20 protein-coding genes and 4 tRNA genes are annotated in these 19,853 nt (G+C 40.5%); 11 read left to right on the forward strand and 13 right to left on the reverse strand.

Going from position 1 to position 19,853, the window contains the following annotated elements; translation table 11 throughout:
* Positions 1-24 precede the first annotated feature (24 nt).
* A complete protein-coding gene (locus V7L05_RS14360) occupies positions 25-3,060 on the forward strand; it encodes a pentapeptide repeat-containing protein (protein WP_335164853.1) in 3,036 nt (1,011 codons plus the stop codon).
* A 3-nt stretch (positions 3,061-3,063) separates the two neighbouring features.
* Complete coding sequence (locus tag V7L05_RS14365) at positions 3,064-3,198, forward strand: histidine kinase (protein WP_335164855.1); 135 nt, start codon at positions 3,064-3,066, stop codon at positions 3,196-3,198.
* Here the strand turns inward: V7L05_RS14365 and V7L05_RS14370 are convergent.
* Positions 3,195-3,641: a Fur family transcriptional regulator gene (locus V7L05_RS14370; RefSeq protein ID WP_335164857.1), complete on the reverse strand. Its 447-nt coding sequence runs from the start codon at positions 3,639-3,641 to the stop codon at positions 3,195-3,197. The two genes, V7L05_RS14365 and V7L05_RS14370, sit on opposite strands and share 4 nt — an antisense overlap.
* Before the next feature lie 448 nt (positions 3,642-4,089).
* Here V7L05_RS14370 and V7L05_RS14375 point away from each other — a divergent pair, with 448 nt between their 5' ends.
* Positions 4,090-4,560, forward strand: a complete 471-nt coding sequence (locus tag V7L05_RS14375; protein WP_335164923.1) for a CRR6 family NdhI maturation factor — start codon at positions 4,090-4,092, stop codon at positions 4,558-4,560.
* A gap of 37 nt (positions 4,561-4,597) precedes the next feature.
* Here the strand turns inward: V7L05_RS14375 and V7L05_RS14380 are convergent, their stop codons facing one another.
* A complete protein-coding gene (locus tag V7L05_RS14380) occupies positions 4,598-6,013 on the reverse strand; it encodes an isochorismate synthase (RefSeq protein WP_335164859.1) in 1,416 nt (471 codons plus the stop codon).
* 310 nt (positions 6,014-6,323) lie between these two features.
* On the opposite strand from V7L05_RS14380, the gene menA reads away from it, so the two are divergent.
* The 3 genes from menA to V7L05_RS14395 are packed head-to-tail and all read left to right on the forward strand — an operon-like array spanning position 6,324 to position 9,734.
* Positions 6,324-7,220 carry a 2-carboxy-1,4-naphthoquinone phytyltransferase gene (gene menA / locus V7L05_RS14385; RefSeq protein WP_335164860.1) on the forward strand — a complete coding sequence of 299 codons (897 nt, stop codon included), beginning with the start codon at positions 6,324-6,326 and terminating at the stop codon, positions 7,218-7,220.
* A gap of 13 nt (positions 7,221-7,233) precedes the next feature.
* A complete protein-coding gene (locus V7L05_RS14390) occupies positions 7,234-8,364 on the forward strand; it encodes an o-succinylbenzoate synthase (RefSeq protein ID WP_335164862.1) in 1,131 nt (376 codons plus the stop codon).
* Positions 8,349-9,734: a 2-succinylbenzoate--CoA ligase gene (locus V7L05_RS14395; RefSeq protein ID WP_335164864.1), complete on the forward strand. Its 1,386-nt coding sequence runs from the start codon at positions 8,349-8,351 to the stop codon at positions 9,732-9,734. The genes V7L05_RS14390 and V7L05_RS14395 overlap by 16 nt, the downstream gene beginning before the upstream one ends.
* Here V7L05_RS14395 and V7L05_RS14400 read toward each other — a convergent pair.
* The 9 genes from V7L05_RS14400 to V7L05_RS14440 form a co-directional block, all read right to left on the reverse strand.
* The gene (locus V7L05_RS14400) at positions 9,727-10,173 is read right to left on the reverse strand and encodes an acyl-CoA thioesterase (RefSeq protein ID WP_335164865.1); all 447 of its coding nucleotides are present in this window, start codon (positions 10,171-10,173) and stop codon (positions 9,727-9,729) included. The two genes, V7L05_RS14395 and V7L05_RS14400, sit on opposite strands and share 8 nt — an antisense overlap.
* Before the next feature lie 75 nt (positions 10,174-10,248).
* The gene (locus V7L05_RS14405; protein WP_335164867.1) at positions 10,249-10,521 is read right to left on the reverse strand and encodes a type II toxin-antitoxin system VapC family toxin; all 273 of its coding nucleotides are present in this window, start codon (positions 10,519-10,521) and stop codon (positions 10,249-10,251) included.
* A gap of 182 nt (positions 10,522-10,703) precedes the next feature.
* A complete protein-coding gene (locus V7L05_RS14410) occupies positions 10,704-10,970 on the reverse strand; it encodes a FitA-like ribbon-helix-helix domain-containing protein (RefSeq protein ID WP_335164869.1) in 267 nt (88 codons plus the stop codon).
* Between the two features lie 113 nt (positions 10,971-11,083).
* Positions 11,084-11,536, reverse strand: coding sequence for a type II toxin-antitoxin system VapC family toxin (locus tag V7L05_RS14415; RefSeq protein ID WP_335164870.1), 453 nt, complete (start codon positions 11,534-11,536; stop codon positions 11,084-11,086).
* The gene (locus V7L05_RS14420; protein WP_334953491.1) at positions 11,533-11,799 is read right to left on the reverse strand and encodes a FitA-like ribbon-helix-helix domain-containing protein; all 267 of its coding nucleotides are present in this window, start codon (positions 11,797-11,799) and stop codon (positions 11,533-11,535) included. Before V7L05_RS14420 ends, V7L05_RS14415 begins: the two co-directional genes overlap by 4 nt.
* 82 nt (positions 11,800-11,881) lie before the next feature.
* Positions 11,882-12,409: a hypothetical protein gene (locus V7L05_RS14425; protein ID WP_335164872.1), complete on the reverse strand. Its 528-nt coding sequence runs from the start codon at positions 12,407-12,409 to the stop codon at positions 11,882-11,884.
* A gap of 29 nt (positions 12,410-12,438) precedes the next feature.
* A complete protein-coding gene (locus tag V7L05_RS14430) occupies positions 12,439-13,878 on the reverse strand; it encodes an AAA family ATPase (RefSeq protein ID WP_335164874.1) in 1,440 nt (479 codons plus the stop codon).
* A 249-nt stretch (positions 13,879-14,127) separates the two neighbouring features.
* A tRNA-Ser gene (locus V7L05_RS14435) sits at positions 14,128-14,212 on the reverse strand.
* Positions 14,213-14,343: 131 nt separating this feature from the next.
* Complete coding sequence (locus tag V7L05_RS14440; RefSeq protein WP_335164876.1) at positions 14,344-15,264, reverse strand: TIGR04168 family protein; 921 nt, start codon at positions 15,262-15,264, stop codon at positions 14,344-14,346.
* A gap of 149 nt (positions 15,265-15,413) precedes the next feature.
* Here V7L05_RS14440 and nadA point away from each other — a divergent pair, with 149 nt between their 5' ends.
* From nadA to V7L05_RS14455, 3 genes are all read left to right on the forward strand, one after another.
* Positions 15,414-16,388, forward strand: a complete 975-nt coding sequence (gene nadA / locus V7L05_RS14445; RefSeq protein WP_335164878.1) for a quinolinate synthase NadA — start codon at positions 15,414-15,416, stop codon at positions 16,386-16,388.
* A 124-nt stretch (positions 16,389-16,512) separates the two neighbouring features.
* Positions 16,513-16,598: transfer RNA gene (locus V7L05_RS14450), tRNA-Tyr, on the forward strand.
* A gap of 90 nt (positions 16,599-16,688) precedes the next feature.
* Positions 16,689-16,760 (forward strand) — tRNA-Thr (locus tag V7L05_RS14455).
* Positions 16,761-17,026: 266 nt separating this feature from the next.
* Here the strand turns inward: V7L05_RS14455 and V7L05_RS14460 are convergent.
* On the reverse strand, positions 17,027-17,713 hold the full coding sequence (locus tag V7L05_RS14460) for a group I intron-associated PD-(D/E)XK endonuclease (RefSeq protein ID WP_335164880.1): 687 nt from the start codon (positions 17,711-17,713) through the stop codon (positions 17,027-17,029).
* Between the two features lie 39 nt (positions 17,714-17,752).
* Positions 17,753-17,825: transfer RNA gene (locus V7L05_RS14465), tRNA-Arg, on the reverse strand.
* 357 nt (positions 17,826-18,182) lie between these two features.
* On the opposite strand from V7L05_RS14465, the gene V7L05_RS14470 reads away from it, so the two are divergent.
* Positions 18,183-18,842: an Npun_F0813 family protein gene (locus tag V7L05_RS14470; protein ID WP_335164882.1), complete on the forward strand. Its 660-nt coding sequence runs from the start codon at positions 18,183-18,185 to the stop codon at positions 18,840-18,842.
* A gap of 140 nt (positions 18,843-18,982) precedes the next feature.
* On the forward strand, positions 18,983-19,834 hold the full coding sequence (locus V7L05_RS14475; protein ID WP_335164884.1) for a hypothetical protein: 852 nt from the start codon (positions 18,983-18,985) through the stop codon (positions 19,832-19,834).
* Positions 19,835-19,853 lie beyond the last annotated feature (19 nt).

A 19,853-nucleotide genomic window follows, 5' to 3' on the forward strand; every position in this document is an offset into this window, starting at 1 on the left:
AGGCAGCCTTCACTGTGTAATTAAATGAACCTGAGTATTCGGCACTGGTTGGCAGAACGCCATATCGCAATCAATCAAATCAGCGGATTTTCAACAGGGCAATTGGCAGGTATTGCCTACCGTATTGTTCAGGATATGGAAGTCAAAAGCCTGATGCCTTTTGATATCTGTACCTTGGTAGAGGTCTTAGAACTGCCTTTAGGTATTGTTTGGGAAGAAATTAGTGTCATTTCTCAGTTGACAGAAAACCTGTTGCGTAGCCTCAGCCAAAAAAAACCATTAAAACGTAACGAAGGCACATGGCTAGCGTTTCAAATTGGCTATCTCCAAGCTTTGCAAGCAATTTTAGAGCAGGAAGAAAGGCTACAAAGACCGTGGTTAGACCGGGCAAGTATAACCATTCAACCACATATACTTAAAGAGGACGCGGGTAAACTCACCCTCCAAGATCCGCAACTGCAAGGATTGCTGAAAACTCTCAGCCCAGGTAAATTGACTGACACTCAAGCGGAACAAGCACTATCTTTGGTTGCAGATTCATTACTGGTGCAACAAATAAATAATGCTGCTATAGCTTGGTTAGTTGCCAATGGTGCAGAGGAATCTGAAGCTAAACTCTTAACACAACGTTTGGTCAACTCACTTCCTGGGAACTTACTGGTAGTTGTTACCGAGAATGCTGCACCTTTAGCCCAACTGCAAAAATTTTTCCGTTTGGGGATTTCATTATCTCACAGTGCGATCGCCCCAGAAGTTGGTTCTACAGTCGGTGAGAAAATTGATTTGCACCGAGAACATTACCGTGCAAGCTTGATTCAAAATCTTAGTATGCCGTTGCTGATGGAATCCTTTGCCCTTAAGGATATCTATGTGCCACAAAAAGGCTTACCAATAGAGGAAAGTATTTCTGATTTGGATAAAAAAACTGTTAAACCAGTTGATTTAAAAACATGGGCGCAGCAGCAGCTAGCTGATTTAGAAACGATCGCTGTCATTGAGTCAGAACCCGGTTATGGAAAAACTAGTTTTTGCCAACTTTGGGCAGCACAAGTAGCACAAGAATTGTACCCTACTTGGATGCCTGTATTAATTAGGTTACGGGATATAAAATATGGTAAAACTTTCATCGAAACCCTAAATTCTGCTTTTCCTGTTAATCTTTGGGCTTGGTTAGAACCAGAAAATCTCCCTTGTCTGTTACTGCTGGATGGTTTAGATGAACTGCCCCCTTCTGCTGTGGGTATAAAGGGACAAGCAATTTTTATTCAGCAATTACTAAACTTTCAATCTCAGCACCGACACAAAATTGTGTTGACGAGTCGCTCAACGACTCTACAGGAAATCGCCCCAGAATTATCGCTATTATTGAGGCGAATTATAATTCAGCCGTTGGATGTGGACGAACTCAAACAATGGTTTCAACAGTGGACAAAAGTGCAATCGTTACCTATTGCTCAAAATTTCTTTACATTCTTAAAACAGACAGGTTTATTTGTCAGCGAATCAAAGTTAAGAGAATTATCTGTGCTTGTCCGTCAACCCCTAATGCTGCATTTGTTGGGCATTTTGCACCGCGACGGACTGCTAGATGATCAACTATTGCAGTTAGCTGCTTATAACCAAAAGTCTTTTCTGTTATGGGAAATTCATCATCGCCTGAGTAGATGGTTGTTGGGCTATCCGCTAATTGGCGGTATTAAGACAATGCTACTGCGCTCAGGATCGGCTCATATCAACCGAACTCCAGAAGCGATCGCTAATTTACTCGCAGGTCGTCATCCCCAAGATTTAGTTGAGCAGATGCAAGCGATCGCTCTAAAAATTTTACACTCGCAACGTCATCAAATTAATGTCGCTGGTGAATTTAATACTCTACCAGGGTTTTATTTTAAAATTCGGGATTTAGAAAGTTCAGGCAAAGCTGCAACAGAAAGTAGTTTAGTTGAGTTTTCGCATATTAAATTAGGAGAATTTCTTTGTGCAGAAGCTATTGCTGCCCAACTTAAATTTCTGACTCAGCACCAAGATGAGGTTTATGGTACGCTGACTTTTGGGCTTGATTCTGCCAATAGCGTAGCCCAGCATATTTATAATTTACTAGGTTACGGGATACTTAGCCAAGAAATTGAAGAACTAGCGATTGCTGGATTGCGCGGACAGCAAAAGCAAAAATTTTCCTTTGAAGTTTTGTTTCAACGTCTTTTGTCTTTCTGGCGTGCTTACTGTCAAGGTCGTTGGTTAGATGAAGGCATAGCCCACAAAGCTTTGACTCATTTTCAGACACTGCAAAACCCGGTGAATGTTGAGCAGGTGAATGCTGCGGTGGGACTGAATGTGTTTCTATTGCTTTGTGCTTGCTACCGAGAAACAAAAGTTCGCTTTTGGCCTTGTGGTAATCCAGTCAATTTGGCAGAATTCTATCCAGAGGCGCTGAGTGTGCTAATTTCTAGGACAACGGTTTTGCACAAAAGTGCCTTTGCAACCCGAATCAAGTCTCTGGCTGGACTGAACTTATCGAGAGCCTCTTTGTTGCAAGTGGTGTTAACTGGGATAAATCTTGAGCAGACAAACTTATCTAATGCGGAGTTAATCGGGGCGAATTTAGCTGGAGCCAATTTGCAACAGGCGAACCTCGCAGGCGCGAACCTCCAACAGGCGAACCTCGCAGGTGCAAACCTCCAAGAGGCGAACCTTACAGGCGCAAACCTGCAACAGGCAAACCTTATGGGGACAAATCTTAATTCAGCAAATCTTAGCAACGCCTGTTTATTTGATGCCATTCTCGCTGAAACTGACAAAAAATTGGCCGATGATAATGGTGCTTTGTTCTCCAAAGAGTCGTTTCAAAGACAGAAACATTTGCGTAGTTTACCGCCGCAGGCATCGCAGCAGCCCTTTTTAAACACCCTAAAAATCACAGCAAACACAGATGCTAATTGGAACAAGACCCCTGCGATCGGACTAATTGAAAGCTCCGAAGGCACTATTTTACCAGTAGATTTAGATGATGATGATGATCATGACGAGACAGTTTTTGGCAATAACTCCATTGGGGAGTAGGGAGTGGGGAGTGGGGAGTGGGGAGTGGGGGATGAAGGGGATGAGGGGGATGAGGGAGATGAGGGAGCAGGGGGAGAAATAACCAATGCCCAATGCCCAATGCCCAATGCCCAATGTCCAATGCCCAATGACTGTTAGCCCTCCTGCGGATTACGGTAGCCAAAAAAGTTAATACTATAGTCAGTAATCCGCACTCCTGTTTGTTCTTCTATTTTGCGGATAAAATCTTCTGGCAGTTCCACATGAACATCGAGAATTTGATTTGTATCTATACAGTTGACATGACTGTGAGAGTCACTGATATTGCCGTACAAACGCCCATCACAGCGTTCAATACACTCAATGATGTTTTGACTCGATAATGCTTCTAAATTTTGATAAACAGAAGTGTGACCGATCTCTTTACCTTGTAAGTTTAAGCGATCGTAAATCTCTCTGGCAGAAAGATGTTCATTTGCTTGCCAAAGTAATTCCAGAATAAAGCGACGCTGACGACTGACGCGCATACCCAGGATTTGACACCGCTCAAGCGCATCTTCTAGAGAACGAATTGGTTTTGTAGAAATTGTTTGTTTTTGCATATTACAGCTTGTTAACTGTTGAGGGAATTTTCCCATCTAAATGTTTATTGGTTAATTAATATATGCAATGATATTGCACACCGCTCTTTTACCTGTACTTGTGTTTTGGCTTTTGATGCTGCGGAAGTCACAGGTGGCGATAATGATTTTTTTTTGCTTGTTGACGGCTACTTTTTCAGACCTTAATCTAAAACAAACTCATTACAACTTTAACTTAAAATTGCTGTAAATGTCCACTTTGGGGCAGGCGTTACCTTTCCGAAGTACGCCAAGGGATAAAGAGTAAATATTAAATGCAAGTTTAGAGACAATTGGTATCACTAAATACTAATTGATTCGTCAAGAAGACTTTGTGCTACTGAAAGTCCATCTAGCGTCAATCCCTGAAAGCTGCTACTGTAGATCCTCGATCCTACACTTGAGCATCAAGAAAGTGGCTGCTGAATCAATGACAATTGCGATCGCACTCAATAACGACTTCATTAACAATCTGGATCTGTCGCCTGCGTCAACGGTGATTGAACAACTGCTGCAAGATGGGGTGGTATCCTATGAACAGCAGCTACGCTTTGATATCAATTACGATCTCGAACCTGGCGATCCACGAGAACTATCAGAAATTCCAGAAGTGCGGCTGTGGTTTGTGCGCTTAGACGCCAAATACCCTTGGTTGCCATTTTTACTAGATTGGAAAGCTGGGGAATTCGCTCGTTATGCCGCCATGCTTGTACCACACCAGTTTAGTTCCCAAGAAGGCATTCAGTACAATCCTGAAGCCTTAGAAATATTTTTGATGCACAAAATCTTTATTTTAGGTGATTGGCTAAAACAGCAGGACATCCCCAGCCTATCACGGCTGAAGTCTATGGCCCAAATGCTGGGTTATGAATTAGATGATGCTTTTTTTGGGATATTTTAAATCCCCACTGATTGCATTCTGAATTCTGTATTCTCTTCTAAACTAATGCCTTTAATAAAGCCTGAAGTTTAAGTTGCACCTCTGCAAACTCCTTGTGAGGATCAGAACCAGCGACGATCCCAGCACCAGCATATAGTCTCGCGCGATCGCCATCAATTAATGCTGAACGAATTCCCACAATAAACTCGCAGTTCCCTTGAGAATCTATCCAACCCAGAGGCGCAGCATATAAACCTCTCTCAAAGCTTTCATAACGCCGAATTTCTGCACAAGCAACATCTCGTGCTGCACCAGCAACGGCTGGTGTAGGATGCAATTGTGCGACAATCTTTAATGGATGTATGTTAGTAGGAACTGTAGCACTTATTGGTGTCCATAAATGCTGAATATTAGATAATTGTCGCAGGCGGGGCGCTGAAATTTGGGGGAATAAACCTAGCTGGCATAGGCGTTGTGTAATAAAATCAAGTACCAGCGAATGTTCGTGCTTTTCTTTTTCACTATTGAGTAAGCGATTGGCATTAGCTGCATCTTCAGCAGGGGTTTTACCTCGTGGTGCAGAACCAGCTAAAGCATCGGTGATTAACTGTTGATTATTAATACTAATTAATCTTTCTGGACTCGCGCCAATAAAATTTTGTCCTTTACCATTACTTGTAGAAAAAATATAACAATTAGGATGTATTTGCCTAAGATTATTTAAGGATTTAACTAAGTCAAAGTGGTTGCTTGACTTGACATCTAATATATCTGCTAACACAATCTTACTTAAATGACTAGACCGAATTTTTTCCAAAGCAGATACTACTGAACGTTTAAATTGAGCAGCATTCGTGACGGATTTTTTGTAAAACTTTGCTGTAAAATAATCAATATTAGCAGAGTAATATTCTAAAGATTGGATAAATTCAATTTTATTTTGCAGATCTTCCAACAATCTTTGAATATTTACATTTGCATTGATAATTATATTTGTTACTAATATACAGCGCTGATTTTTTACAGCTACTTGCCAACGTGGAAGAAAGATGGTAGCAGATGGAAATGGATAATCTAGTTGGGTATTTTTATCAAAAAAGCTGAAATAACAAAAAAAGTGAGGCCCAGAAAAAGGTTGATTAGCGTTACCAAAATTAATTATATTTTTTAGACGAGATTTGATAAAATATTCTGCTTGAGTGAAACGGTCTGCGCCATCAATCTGTAATTTTGCTACAGCATCAATTGCTGCGATCGCTTCTCCTTTACCTATGTTCTCAAAGTAAAAATTTATTTCATTTGCTTGTGTAAGTTTATCTAATACAAGTAAAGGGTCAACTAAATCGATCTCTTGGGAGATACTGACAATTTGCCTGGAATTATTTTTGACGCACTTTTCTTGCACTGCTACCAGAAATTGATATAAATCTTTGTGCTTGACAAAGAAGTTGCTACGACATGGTAAAACTGTCATGGATTTAACGATAGTAAATTTTTTTTAAGTTAACTTCCTAAAGTGTAATTAATCGTGGTCGTATTTCTACAGGTAACATATTAAGTTGTCATTTCACCAGCGTAGGATTTGCCTTGTCGTGGTGTTCCTAAACCCTGATAAGCCAGTTCCAGCCTTGGGCTGCAACGTGAGGGTGGAGTGTTAACAACGCAAGATTAACGAGCCAGAGTAAAAGTGAGAGTTGTTTTTAGCTGATGAATATCTAGCGTCTCTTTACATCATAAAATCTTAAGTGTGAGTAATATTCCGGCAATTTAATTAATCACAACTGATGACTACCAAGCAGATTTTATATCCCAACACGAAGTTATGGATGGCAGCGATTAAACCGCCAATGTACAGCGTTGCCATTATGCCCATTTGGGTAGGAACAGCAGTAGCATTTGCTGAAACTAAAATTTTCAATGGTGTAGTATTTTCTACTTTTATAGCTGCGGCAATTTTAATTGTTGCCTGGGAAAATATCAGTAATGATGTCTTTGATTCCGAAACAGGTATTGATCAAAATAAGCACCATTCTTTGGTGAACTTAACAGGCAATAAGCCATTAATATTTTGGATAGGAAATTTGTGTTTAGGTTTAGGGTTGCTGGGCATACTAGCGATCGCCTTTTGGCAACAAGACCTAACTGTTATTGGTATAATTTTGCTCTGCTGCGGTTTAGGCTATATGTACCAAGGGCCTCCCTTTCGCTTAGGATATCAAGGTTTAGGTGAGATTCTTTGCTTTTTTGCCTTTGGCCCCTTAGCAGTGGAGGCAGCATATTACAGCCAAACCCAAACTTGGTCATTGACAAGTTTAGCAGCTTCAGTGATTGTTGGGATTGCCACAACCTTAATTTTGTTTTGCTCACACTTTCACCAAGTTAAGGATGACATAGCCGCAGGCAAGCGATCGCCTATCGTCCGTCTGGGAACAGCAAAAGGTGCCCAACTCCTAGTTTGGTTCACTGCTAGCATTTATCCCCTCACCTTGTTGTTTGTGTTGTGGGGAAATTCTCCACCTTGGACATTGCTGAGTTGGGTGAGTTTACCCTTTGCTTTCAAATTATGCCGCCACGTCCAAGAAAATCACAACCAGCCGGACAAAGTTAGTAACTGTAAATTCATCGCCGTAGCGGTGCATTTCTGGGCTTGCTTGTTCTTTGGACTGGGATTTATGATTTAGCAATTACTAATTGATGCGTTATCAATTTAAATTTCGTCCTTATGAGCGAAGATTTGTGCGATCGCTCACTACCAATCACGGTAAGTGGGATATTCGTGAAGGTATTATTCTCTGCCTTACCGATGAAACTCTTAGAGTTGGTTGGGGAGAAATTGCCCCCATTAGCTGGTTTGGTTCCGAAACCCTAGAACAAGCTTTAGATTTTTGTCGTCAACTTCCAGGAGAAATCACAGACGAGATAATTTTCTCAATCCCAGATGAGTTACCTGCTTGTCAATTTGGCTTTGAGTCAGCGTGGGAGATGGGGAGTGGGGAGTGGGGAGTGGGGAGTGGGGGAGATGAGGGAGATGAGGGAGATGGGGGAGATGAGGGAGATGAGGGAGATGAGGGAGATGAGGGAGATGAGGGAGGTGGGGGAGATGAGGGAGATAATTTTATAACTCCTAACTCCTCACTCCTAACTCCTAACTCTTCACTCCTAACTTCTAACTCTTCACTCTTCTACAGTGCCTTATTACCAGCCGGGGAAGCGGCTTTAAATCAATGGGAAACGCTGTGGCAGCAAGGATATCGCACCTTTAAATGGAAAATTGGTGTGTATGCGATCGCTCATGAACTAGAAATTTTTGAGTCACTGATACACACCTTACCAGCCTCTAGCAAACTGCGATTAGATGCCAACGGTGGACTCAGCTATGAGGAAGCCAACTTATGGCTGTGGACTTGTGACAATCTCAAAGCAAATGGAGAACTAGCCCTAGAAATTGAATTTATCGAACAACCGCTACCTGTTGAGCAATTTCAGCAGATGTTGGAATTGAGTATGAGTTATGAAACTGCGATCGCTTTAGATGAATCTGTTGCCACACTTGGGCAACTCGCCGCCTGCCATCAACAAGGTTGGCGAGGGATTTTTGTCATAAAGCCTGGAATAGTTGGATCACCATCTCGTTTGAGAAAGTTTTGCCACCAGCATCAAATTGATACTGTATTTTCATCAGTATTTGAAACTGTGATCGCAAGACAAGCAGCACTCCAGCTAGCAGCAGAATTATCCAAAAACAACAGAGCAATTGGTTTTGGCATCGACCATTTTTTTGAACAAGAAGATACGTGGCTTCAAAGTTTATGGAACGACCTTTAGACTGTATTAATAACCTTGCTCAAGATGATTGGCTTATCGGTTACAACAGCCATCAATTTAATAAAATAGCTCAAGAATTATATTTAGAACTAACACAGTTCTCAACGTGTGCAACACCACCAAAAATTATCTTAGCCGAACGCGAACCATTACGATTTCTAGCAAGTTTTATTGCTGCTTGTGCAGCTAACTGTCCAGTTTTTCTGTGTAACCCCGACTGGGGAACACAAGAATGGCAACAAGTCTTTGATTTAGTACAGCCAGACATTATTTTGGGAAAACTCCCCCACTCCCCCACTCCCCCACTCCCCCACTCCCCACTCCCGACTCCCCACTCCCCACTGATTCTGATTCCCACAGGTGGTTCATCGGGGCAGATAAAATTCGTCATCCACACTTGGGAAACTCTCATAGCATCTGTAAAAGGATTTACCGAATACTTTCAACTAAAACAAGTCAATTCATTTTGTGTATTACCGCTATATCACGTTAGCGGTTTAATGCAATTTATGCGCTCTTTCACCACCACAGGTAAACTGGCGATACTACCATTCAAAGCATTAGAAACAGGTCAAACATTAAATATTAAACAACCAGAGTTTTTCATATCTTTAGTACCAACACAGTTACAACGTCTTTTAGAAAATCCCGAATTAACTGAATGGCTATCCCAATTTAATACTGTACTTTTGGGAGGTGCGCCAGCATGGAACGAACTATTAGAAAAAGCCAGATTTCATCGCATCCGGTTAGCACCTACCTATGGTATGACAGAAACCGCCTCTCAAATTGCTACCCTCAAACCAGATGATTTCCTTAGCGGTAAAATTAGCAGTGGTCAAATTCTTCCCCATGCAAAAGTAACTATTCGCAATCAGCAAGGCGAGATTTTAAATTCCAATCAAATCGGAAATATCACCATTCAGGCTCAATCTTTAGCCCTTGGCTACTATCCTATAACCGAAGAAAATCAAGCTGATTTCCAAGTAGACGATTTAGGCTTTTTAGACGAACAAAATCATTTAAATATAGTCGGACGTAACAGCGACAAAATTATTACAGGTGGCGAAAATCTTTATCCAGCAGAGATTGAATCAGCCATACAAGCAACTCAAATGGTTGCCGATATTTGTGTCATCGGCATCCCAGATAAACACTGGGGACAAGCATTAACAGCGATTTACATTCCCAAACAATCAGATACCTCTGCCTTAAAAATCCAAACTCTACTTAAAGAGAAACTCAGCAAATTTAAAATCCCAAAATATTGGATTCCGCAGCAAAACTTACCCCGTAACTCCCAAGGTAAAATTAACCGCCAACAACTACAGCAAATAGCCACAGAATTCCTCCAAAATACCATCACATAATCTCTCTCAACTTTCTTCTCTCTGCGCCCTCTGCGTCTCTGCGGTTCGTTTCCAACCACTGCATTATCTCATCAGGTAATTCCTGCTTACTTCTACTACTTACATCAATACAAACATGCCTAGTAATAGCCTTAGCAACTACCACCTCAGCCACGGTAATTTCGTAAGTAATTTCAAAGTTATCAACACCTATTTTTTGGGGAATTAAGCTAATCAACAACTTGTCCCCTACAAACATAGGGCGCAAAAAATCCACACTAGCATGAACAATAGGAAACGCTACAGATAGATTAGTGAAAAATTTTTTTAAATTAATACTTGATGCTTCTAAAGATTCTTCATAAGCTTCATGGCAAATACCCAAAATATTAGCAAAATAAACTACCCCAGCAGCATCAGTATCTTGAAAGCGAACCGTGCGGTTGTAAGTAAAAGGCATTTTTGATAATTTGAAATTTAAAAAGAAAAACGGTAGGCAATAAGTCTGCTTTGTAAACTAATTAGGCGATCGCTTCTACATTGACTCCAACGGCGGAACCTCGAAGTCATTAAACGAGCAAACATTGTAAGACGAAGCCGCTAGAGCTTTCACCAGCTTACCATCGAGAGTCAGCAAAGTAGCATTAACCTGCTGTGAAAGTGCAACATAAGAGCCATCGTAGGCGGAGATTCCATAATTTAAGGCGATCGCAACTGCATCCGCCATCAAGTCAGCCGTGGAGACGACACGCAAGGGTAAAGCTTTGAGGGTGGCTAAATCTGTCTGAACCTCAGCAGCAGTGTACATTCTTGCACGGACGTACTTCAATAAGGCGTTAGCACACTCAATCTAAAAGAGGTCTGGAACAAATATTTCCGTCTGTGGATTGGCAAAATGGTCGAAAAGTTGATTAACTTTGGCAGTTAGTGGATCAGCAATAAAATACTTGATACACACACTGGTATCTAACACGCATCTGAAAGGATTGGTCATCTGTCGCGGTCTTCTCGAATCAGTTGAGTACTATCAGGTAATCCGAAGTCTGCTGGATTCACACGGCGACGCTGGCGACTTTCTTCTAGGACTTTAAGTACATTCTGTTGTTTCTGGTCTTCTATTTGCTGTGTTTCCGTTTTCAAAGCTTCTTCTAACAAAGTTATAACTTGGGCATTAATGGAACGGTGTTCAGATGCCGCTAACTCTTGCAGCTTTGCATACAAATCATCGGGTAAATTTCTTACATAAAGGGTAGCCATCGCTTTACCTCAAAGTAGAATTTAGCAAAATGATAGCATAATGCAAGCAGAAGGGAGGGGTGCGATCGCTCTCTCCTTAGAGACAAAACTCGACCAAGCGATCGCTTCTACATTCACTCCAACAACGGAACATCAAAGTCATTAAACAAGCAAACATTGTAAGACGAAGCCGCTAAAGCCCTTACCAGCTTACCATCGAGAGTCAGCAAAGTAGCATTAACCTGCTGTGAAAGTGCAACATAAGAGCCATCGTAGGCGGAGATTCCATAATTTAATGCGATCGCAACTGCATCCGCCATCAAATCAGCTGGGGAGACAGCACGCAAAGGTAAAGCTTTGAGACTAGCTAAATTCCCTTGAATTAGAGAAACATTATAACTACCCGCACGAGCATACTTCCACAAAACGTTTGCACACTCAATGTAAAATAAGTCAGGTACAAAGATCTCTGTCTGGGGATAGGCAAGGTGAGCAAACAGTTGATTAACCTTGGCTGTTAGCGGATCAGGAATAAATTGCTTAACGGACACACTGGCATCCACGACGCACTTAAGAGGAATTGTCATCTGTCCCGATCTTCTCTAATCATGGCAGTGCTGTCAGGCCATTCGATATCAGTTGGTAGCTGTTCACGGCGAAGACGCATTTCCTCTAGAAGTTTTGGGACATTCTTTCGTCTTTCTTCTTCCGTTTGCTGTGTTTCCGTTTTCAAAGCTTCTTCTAACAGAGTTATAACTTGGGCGTTAATTGAACGGTGCTGAGATACCGCTAACTCTTGCAGCTTTGCATACAAATCATCGGGTAAATTTCTTACATAAAGGGTAGCCATTGCTTGACCTCAAAGTATAATTTATCATTATGATAGCATAATGCAAGCAAAACGGGGGAGTGGGGCGATCGCTTGTAGCCAATTATCTACTTTTGTTTCGTTTTCCTTTGGGTTGATACTCAACGCCTCGCAGAAAGTCACCTAAATCTGAATTCTTGCTAATATCGTAGTTACCTTCGCCAAATGTCTGCTTTAATTCCTGTTTATATTTATCAATTTCTTGCGGTGCAGAACCGTTAGATTTAATATATGCTTTTGCAATAAAATTTAGTGATGGTTCAGACTTTTTCAAAAATTTTTTAAAATATGTATATGTAGTTATGACTTGCCCTTTAGCTGTTTTTACATCACCACCTTTCAATTCTACAAAGCAAATTATTCTTTTACTCTCTTTTGCATAGAAGACAATTAAATCACAAATTTTCATACCTTCTTGACTTAATCCTAATAGTTGACGCAATTTACAATTAGGATTTGATTGATTGTCTATCAGAAAAAAGAGAACTGTTTCTCCACTTGCTGGTTGTATACTTATCTCTACTCCATTTTCTTTATAACTTGTTTTTCCTGGTAATAAACAACATGACAATAACAATGTATTAAAAGGCATTATTAAATCACTCCTTAATTTAAGAGTGACTATAAAAAGATATGTGAAATATCATCAGATATATCACCAAACGTACCCCAATCTATACGTCCGTCTTCATTTAAGATATTTTTAGCTATACCATTCTCAAACAGATATACAGAAACTTTTTCTTGAGGAATAAAAGCTTCTGTCCGTTCTAAATAAAATTTCTTTTTTATACTTTCTTTATCTTGATATTTAGCAGCTTTCATCAAATTCGATAGATGATCCAAAATATAAGGACTATGAGTTGTAATTAATATTTTTAGACCAGCTTGGACTAACATTGCTAGAAATTCAGTAATTGCTACTTGTCCTGATGGGTGTAAATTCATTTCTGGTTCATCAATAATCAGCAACTCATCCGGTTTAGCCAGATAGCGTAAGCAAAGAACTAAAGGTGCTAGTTCTTTAACCATAGATGAAGCAACTGTCATTTCCAATTTTATTTTTTCTGATGGTTGAAAAAGTATTTCATTTTCTAATCCAGACTCATTAAAATCTATTCTGCCTTGCAAAATTTCCTTTTCTAATAATTCTGCTAATTTCTCATAAATGGCAATTTCTGGTCTTTTATGAATTTCTTTTTCTCTTTCATCTGTTGTATTTCTATATGCATTGGCTAATATTTCTATTAAACTTTGTACTGGCTCACTTTGTTTTTTATTTTTTTGTCGATACAAGCGTTCAGGTATTATTTTTTTATCTAAATCAACATGAGAACTTTCATCAAAATTCTCAAAATTCACATTTTCGAGTTTCACTATTTCTTTCTTAATAGAAAAAGGAAAAGTTATAAAAGTAGTTCTTTCTGTAGGAAATATATAAACATATGAATAAAAAGACCTATGAAGTATCTGAAAAATCTCTTGAAGTAAAAGTTCTTTAAATAACCTCGCCGGAATTTTTTTCAAAAAATTACCTTTGGAAATTATGTTAAAATAAATATTATTTTCACCAGTTTCCTTTAATATATTTAAATATTCTTTATCTTGTGAACCAAAATGAATTTTTTTTTCTAAGGTATATTTTTTTACATTTTCAAGTATTTCTTGTTTTACCGTAGCTAAATCAAAGCTTATCTTCATTGATTTAAAATCACTACGTTCAGTACTCAAAAATGTTTTCATCCAGCTAGGAGATGACTGAGCAACATCATTAATATATACCTCCGCATACTCTTCAGCAAACTTAATTAAGTCAATACGAACATTTCCTTCTTGCAGAAATTGCTTAATAGCATTATCTATAATTGGATATTTCTGCTGAGTTTCGCCATCAATATAACTTTTCAAATACCTATCCAATCCATGTTTACCTAATATAGATGCTAAAGTATAAGCGGCCAAAGTTTTTCCAGTGCCATTTCTTCCAATAAAAACAGTAAGAGGTTTTAAGTCAATTTCAAGTTCTTCGATAACAGCTAAGTTATGAATTTCTACTTTCATGGCATCATTTGATTTTAATTACTCAAGGTTAATTCTATATAATATACTCAACTAAACCTGCCACGCTTTGTAAGTTCAGCAAATCATAATTTGTTGCTGAATGACATATAGCAATCCGAATACCTTGAATGATAACAGGGCTATCTTTAGCCTTACTGTTATATGCAATATAACTTTGATTCACTCTCACAAACTTGAATGTGTTAGTCAGAGAGCTTATCTGTAATGTATCATGCACAAATCTTTCAACGGAGAGGGGGAGATTCGAACTCCCGGAGGTTTTAGCCTCATCCGATTTCAAGTCGGACGCAATCGACCACTCTGCCACCTCTCCAGTAAATCTGTCAAACTTGTGCATACCCTACTTTCAGACGCTATTCAGGCGCTTTCGTTGGTTAGCACTAAAGCTGACAGATAATACTATATCGTATCATCTACGCAGATTGCACAACTGGATGCGAATCTCTACGGCACACTGCGCGATCGCTCATACAAAATTTCCTCCTGTGCCACCTGGAAGTCATTGCCAACCCAAACTAGGGAAACTTGCGAAACCACACCCGCCTCTAGGGTGATAATGGAAAAATTACGCAACTTCTCGCCGTCATTTTCCACAATCCTCGGCACAATGGCTGCATTCAAGTAAATTGTCCCCTCTGGACTTCTAAAGATGGGCTTGCGCTGCACCTTCTTGGTATGGCGTAAATCTCGGTGCATGTGACCAAATGTCACCAGGGGAATGGTTTTACCAGCAGTCAAGGCTTGAGAAATCGCCTCGCCAAAATCTGGATCGCCAAAGTCGCCGCCAATTGGGTGCCAGTCTTTGCCGCAGGGGTCTTCGGGGCGATCGCCTAACCCACTAGGCCCATTGTGACCCAAAAATATAATCGTCTGGTAAGCGGCGCTTTTGATCGCTTTCACGATGCGATCGGCAGATTCTTCCAAACTCGTCACACCGTAACGTTCTTGACAGATTTCCGCGAATTTCCACTCTGGGCCACCCCAGGTAAAGGGACGACCCCCCACTACAGTTAAATTCCAAGCGGGAAAATCCAACTTACCGTAACCGACATGGGACTCGCCTAATAAATCGAGTTGTTCCTGTACCCAGTCTTCCTTAGAGCGGTCATAAGGAGCCTTTTTGCGTCCCCATTCGGTGGCGGTGTACCAGGCATCGTGGTTGCCCATCACGGCTGCTTTGGGAATATCGAGAGAAGCGATCGCTCTGACCACTTCCACCGATTCATTGCCAAAATCTCCGACAAACAGCGCTAAGTCAACACCCAGATGCTTGAGTGCAATACCATCTTCCACTTCCCATTGGTCGTGAACATCTCCAATTACAGCAATTTTGAGGGTTATCGATTGAGTTTTCTGACTGGTCATGCCACTTTCCTTGCCGTCTATCTCCAGGATATGAAACTCAGCCCGATTTGGACACAACCCCAAAATATCAACCGTCCACTATTTTTGGTAAAAACTACTATAATTGATTCCACAAGACATAAATTTGCAATTTAAAGCACCCCCTAACTGTGTTTACCACTGCACTAGCTCAACGAGAAAAAACCCAACCGGGTGAACTACCACTAGATTTGTTTGCCGCCATTGAGAGTCTCAAAAAAGAACTCAACGCAGTTATTCTGGCGCATTATTATCAAGAGCCAGATATTCAGGATATTGCAGACTTTATTGGGGATTCATTACAACTGGCGAAAGCCGCCGAAAAAACCAATGCGGATGTGATCGTCTTTGCTGGTGTTCACTTCATGGCAGAAACAGCAAAGATACTTAATCCCGATAAATTAGTACTTTTACCAGATTTGAATGCCGGTTGTTCTTTAGCCGATAGTTGTCCACCAGAGGAGTTTGCAGCTTTTAAAGCAGCGCATCCAAATCATCTGGTGGTGTCTTACATCAACTGTTCTGCTGATATTAAGGCGATGAGCGATATTATTTGTACTAGTTCCAACGCTGTGAAAATTGTGCAGCAGATACCGAAGGAACAGCCGATTATTTTTGCCCCAGATCGGAATTTGGGGCGGTATGTTATGGAACAGACTGGACGAGATTTGGTGCTATGGCAAGGTAGCTGTGTTGTCCATGAAACCTTTTCAGAAAAGAAAATTGTCCAGTTAAAAATTGCCCATCCCGAAGCAGAGGCGATCGCACATCCAGAATGTGAAAGTAGTGTATTGCGCCACGCCAGCTTTATTGGCTCCACAGCCGCCTTACTCAAGTATTGTCAAAACAGTCCCACCAAAGAATTTATCGTTGCTACGGAGCCTGGAATCATTCACCAAATGCAAAAACTAGCTCCTGACAAGCGTTTTATTCCTGCCCCACCAATGAATAACTGTGCTTGTAACGAATGTCCCTTTATGCGGTTAAACACCCTAGAAAAGCTCTACTGGGCAATGAAAAATCGCACTCCCGAAATTACCATGTCAGAGGATATTCGTCTAGCTGCACTGCGACCAATGCAACGAATGCTGGAGATGAGCGTGTAACTAGTACTTTTTATACATTTGGTAGAGACGCAGTTTTGTGGCGATCTCTACCCACAACTTATTTTTTTTAACCACTTGCAATTTCTAAAACATGGTGCTAAGATTTTGAATCGTGAGACAAATCGGGTCGGTGTCCGAGTGGTTAATGGAGACGGACTGTAAATCCGTTGGCTAGCGCCTACGCTGGTTCAAATCCAGCCCGGCCCACCACTTACGAAGTTATAGGTTATAATGACTGGGTAAAGAGCAAAGCTCCCAGCATTGTAACTTACAACTAAAAAACCAAAGTTATATTATTTTGCCCGTGTGGCTCAGTGGTAGAGCACACCCTTGGTAAGGGTGAGGTCACGAGTTCAATCCTCGTCACGGGCTTTTTAAATTGATAAAGCAACCAATCTAAATTAAAGGGTTTCAGCCTTCTTAAGAGATTTAGATGTTCAAAAGCTAAGTCTCTTACTTATATTTGTGGCTATTCTGACTATGATTTTGACTATGATTTGGCTATGAGCTTGTTTTTTGACTATGATTTAGCTGGTGAATCTATTGGAGAGGATTTAGGTGATCAAGTAGATAATTTTATTAATCCTCTAGTCGCATTTTTTGCTTCACTATTCAAGATAGTATAGCTAATTGCAAAATTATTCTTCTACTTTTCCATAAGCCATCTTCACCCAATAACCTCTAGGTGGCTTTTCAACCCCATAAGCCTTACACCACTTTTCTACAGCCTTGTCAGACACACTCAAATCTCTCCCAATTTGTGCTGTTGGCTTTTCCCAAACTAGTTTTCCTAGTTCTTCTTTTGATGGTCTTTCTACTTTTCTAGTATGAATTCTAGAGTCTGGGTTAACCTTTCTGGTTGTTAAATCAACGCCAAACTCCTTGTAGGTTCGTTTAGACGCTGCTTCAGTAAAATCTGTAAAATCCTCCCACCAGTAAAACGGTGTAGCTGAATTAGGTATCTGGGTAGTTATGTAGCAACCATTAAAGTTAATTGATGGATAAACAACTTTATCTATGTCAGGTAGATAAACAGCATAAAAGTCAAAGTCATTTACTTTATACTTTTTCTGATGAGTACCATTTTTATCTACCCAAATAGTTTTATTTACTACTCTATTATCTCCCGCGTATTTAGCTTGTATTTTGTAAAATTTATCATCTTTGTAGGCAACAAAATCAAAAGGTAAATGCTCACAAACAAGTGGTGTGAGAATCAAGTATCCTTTAAGCGTTAGATCAGCGATCGCTTTTGTAGCAGCAATATCACCTTTATTCTTAGTATGATGCAACAATAACGAACCCTCAAATGTGAAAATGATCATATCACTTCACAGTGCTTGAGAGTTCATATTGAGTTAAAACGAGCGCGGCAGGGTTCGAACCTGCGACCGATTGCTTAGAAGGCAATTGCTCTATCCACTGAGCTACGCGCCCAAAACAAAATAATGGCTCCAAAAAGAGTCATCTACATTATTATATCGTTCTCACCTACCAAGAAGCAATCGAAAATTGCAGATTTACCACTAGCAAGGCTAAGATGCTAGTCGCTAGTTAGTCAATCTACACCGAAAACGAAACAGATGGGGTATTGGTTTAGATATATTGAGTTGTCAAGGAGTTATTTGCCTGTTAGCGCCAACGCTCTGTGGGCGGCTACCTTGGAGAAGGATCTAGCGATCGCTAGGTTCATTTTCACAGTATGCTAGGTAATTTCAGCCTTGGCGATGCTGCCAAATGCCATTATATATTCCATATTAAGAGTGCCCCTGTGAGGAGTTATTTGCTAGTGCCATGTTTATTCTCAAACGGCAGGATGTTGAAATATCAAGCATTCAGCACCCAAAAAAGGATCAGCAGATGCCGATTCTTAGTTATCAAGGGCAGACTTTTCGCTTGATTAGTGTCTTCAAAGCTAGTCAAGAGGAAGAAGCTAGAGCCTTATGGAGAGAATTAACGGATAACCGGGGTAAAGCCTGTGTTTTACTAGAGGAACCCGAACGTTTTAGCGTCTGGGGTAAAATCCGTTTAGAGCATCTGGGTAGTGACACAGGTGGTCATGGGAAAACGGGGATTTTAATCCAAGCCAGTATTTTGCTGTTGCAAGGTGTTTATATCGATATTGAAGAGTTTTTAGGTGCTAAACAAGCTGCATTATTTCAAAAAGATATTGCCGAAGTATTACAGCAGAAGCAATTTCCCCAACCATCTTCCCTAGAAGCGGTTAAATATTTGGTATCTACTAATCCTTTGCCGACAGCCAAAATACCTGATTGGCAAGAAAATCATGTAGTTATCCTGTTACAAGAACTCCATCGACTAGGAAAGGCGTATTTTGGCAATGCTAATTTTACCAAACAAGTGATTTATAAGCTAGAAGATATGCCAGAAGGCGAGCGATCGCTGTTTCTCAGTTGGCTAAATCAATCGCCACTGGGTAAACTATGGCAGTAGCATGGAAATTCTTTCACAAAATTCCTGCCACTGGCACTTGCTTTTGGTGTCCGATTGTGTATTACCTGGCAGACACACTGCTAAATATCCAGTCCTTTAACTCAAAATACTGCCAGAGTGCATCTACATAGTCAAGCCCTATGAATAACTCTTACGAGAATTCGTTTCTTTCTAAATCAATTTTCACCACTCAGAACATTGTCTTAGCCAATATTGGCTGGGCCGTACTGGCACTGTTATACTTTTTGTTGTTTAGTGCCAAAGTTCCCGGAGCAGATGGCATAGAAAGCCGGGCCGAGTGGTATGTGATTGGCACAAATATTTTTGAAGCTTTAGCTTATTTGGGTGCTAGTATCTTATGCTTGAGGAACTGGCTGAGTCCGCAAATCGTCAGTGGACGGAATGTTTGGCTCTTAATTGGCTTAGGTATGCTTTCCTATTTCGTTGGAGGGATAATTTTTGGCTATACCGAAATAGTTTTAAAAGATGAACCAGATGTGTCTTTAGGCGATATATTTTTTGTACTGAATTATCTATTACTTGGCGCAGGCATGATTTTAGCTGTGGCTTCCAGGCGAATCAATCTGGAGAAATGGCAGTGGCTAATTGTGTTAGCAATTGCAGTGTTTGGTAGTTTGTTGGCATGGTGGATTTCTATGCAACAGGAAAAACCTTCAGAACTGCTAATCGCTATTTTGAACTGGTTTTACGTAGTTAGCGATGTGGTTTTGTTAATTATTGCTACCACTCTGCTGTTAGCCTTTTGGGGGGGAAGAGTTTCCCAGTCTTGGCGAATGATTGCAGCTGCTGCCTTTTCGCTCTACATTGCAGATATGTGGTTTAAATACGCCCAAGGCCCCAATTATCAAAGTGGGGAGATATTAGAAGTGTTTTGGGTGTTTAGTGGAGTGTTATTTGGCATGGGCGCTGTCTTAGAATATGACGCATCACTAAGACGAACGCGGCGTACCGGCGGACGGAAACGAGCTTAGTAAAGATTTTTGGTATCTA

It is taken from the genome of Nostoc sp., assembly GCF_036917755.1.
Lineage (GTDB): Bacteria > Cyanobacteriota > Cyanobacteriia > Cyanobacteriales > Nostocaceae > Nostoc.

What these genes read in the sequence shown, in the direction of transcription:
- V7L05_RS14360 (WP_335164853.1), top strand. Translation starts at nt 25, where the DNA reads ATGAACCTGAGTATTCGGCACTGGTTGGCAGAACGCCATATCGCAATC.
- V7L05_RS14370 (WP_335164857.1), bottom strand. Translation starts at nt 3,641, where the DNA reads ATGCAAAAACAAACAATTTCTACAAAACCAATTCGTTCTCTAGAAGAT.
- V7L05_RS14375 (WP_335164923.1), top strand. Translation starts at nt 4,090, where the DNA reads ATGACAATTGCGATCGCACTCAATAACGACTTCATTAACAATCTGGAT.
- V7L05_RS14380 (WP_335164859.1), bottom strand. Translation starts at nt 6,013, where the DNA reads ATGACAGTTTTACCATGTCGTAGCAACTTCTTTGTCAAGCACAAAGAT.
- menA (WP_335164860.1), top strand. Translation starts at nt 6,324, where the DNA reads ATGACTACCAAGCAGATTTTATATCCCAACACGAAGTTATGGATGGCA.
- V7L05_RS14390 (WP_335164862.1), top strand. Translation starts at nt 7,234, where the DNA reads ATGCGTTATCAATTTAAATTTCGTCCTTATGAGCGAAGATTTGTGCGA.
- V7L05_RS14395 (WP_335164864.1), top strand. Translation starts at nt 8,349, where the DNA reads ATGGAACGACCTTTAGACTGTATTAATAACCTTGCTCAAGATGATTGG.
- V7L05_RS14400 (WP_335164865.1), bottom strand. Translation starts at nt 10,173, where the DNA reads ATGCCTTTTACTTACAACCGCACGGTTCGCTTTCAAGATACTGATGCT.
- V7L05_RS14405 (WP_335164867.1), bottom strand. Translation starts at nt 10,521, where the DNA reads ATGTACACTGCTGCTGAGGTTCAGACAGATTTAGCCACCCTCAAAGCT.
- V7L05_RS14410 (WP_335164869.1), bottom strand. Translation starts at nt 10,970, where the DNA reads ATGGCTACCCTTTATGTAAGAAATTTACCCGATGATTTGTATGCAAAG.
- V7L05_RS14415 (WP_335164870.1), bottom strand. Translation starts at nt 11,536, where the DNA reads ATGACAATTCCTCTTAAGTGCGTCGTGGATGCCAGTGTGTCCGTTAAG.
- V7L05_RS14420 (WP_334953491.1), bottom strand. Translation starts at nt 11,799, where the DNA reads ATGGCTACCCTTTATGTAAGAAATTTACCCGATGATTTGTATGCAAAG.
- V7L05_RS14425 (WP_335164872.1), bottom strand. Translation starts at nt 12,409, where the DNA reads ATGCCTTTTAATACATTGTTATTGTCATGTTGTTTATTACCAGGAAAA.
- V7L05_RS14430 (WP_335164874.1), bottom strand. Translation starts at nt 13,878, where the DNA reads ATGAAAGTAGAAATTCATAACTTAGCTGTTATCGAAGAACTTGAAATT.
- V7L05_RS14440 (WP_335164876.1), bottom strand. Translation starts at nt 15,264, where the DNA reads ATGACCAGTCAGAAAACTCAATCGATAACCCTCAAAATTGCTGTAATT.
- V7L05_RS14460 (WP_335164880.1), bottom strand. Translation starts at nt 17,713, where the DNA reads ATGATCATTTTCACATTTGAGGGTTCGTTATTGTTGCATCATACTAAG.
- V7L05_RS14470 (WP_335164882.1), top strand. Translation starts at nt 18,183, where the DNA reads ATGTTTATTCTCAAACGGCAGGATGTTGAAATATCAAGCATTCAGCAC.
- V7L05_RS14475 (WP_335164884.1), top strand. Translation starts at nt 18,983, where the DNA reads ATGAATAACTCTTACGAGAATTCGTTTCTTTCTAAATCAATTTTCACC.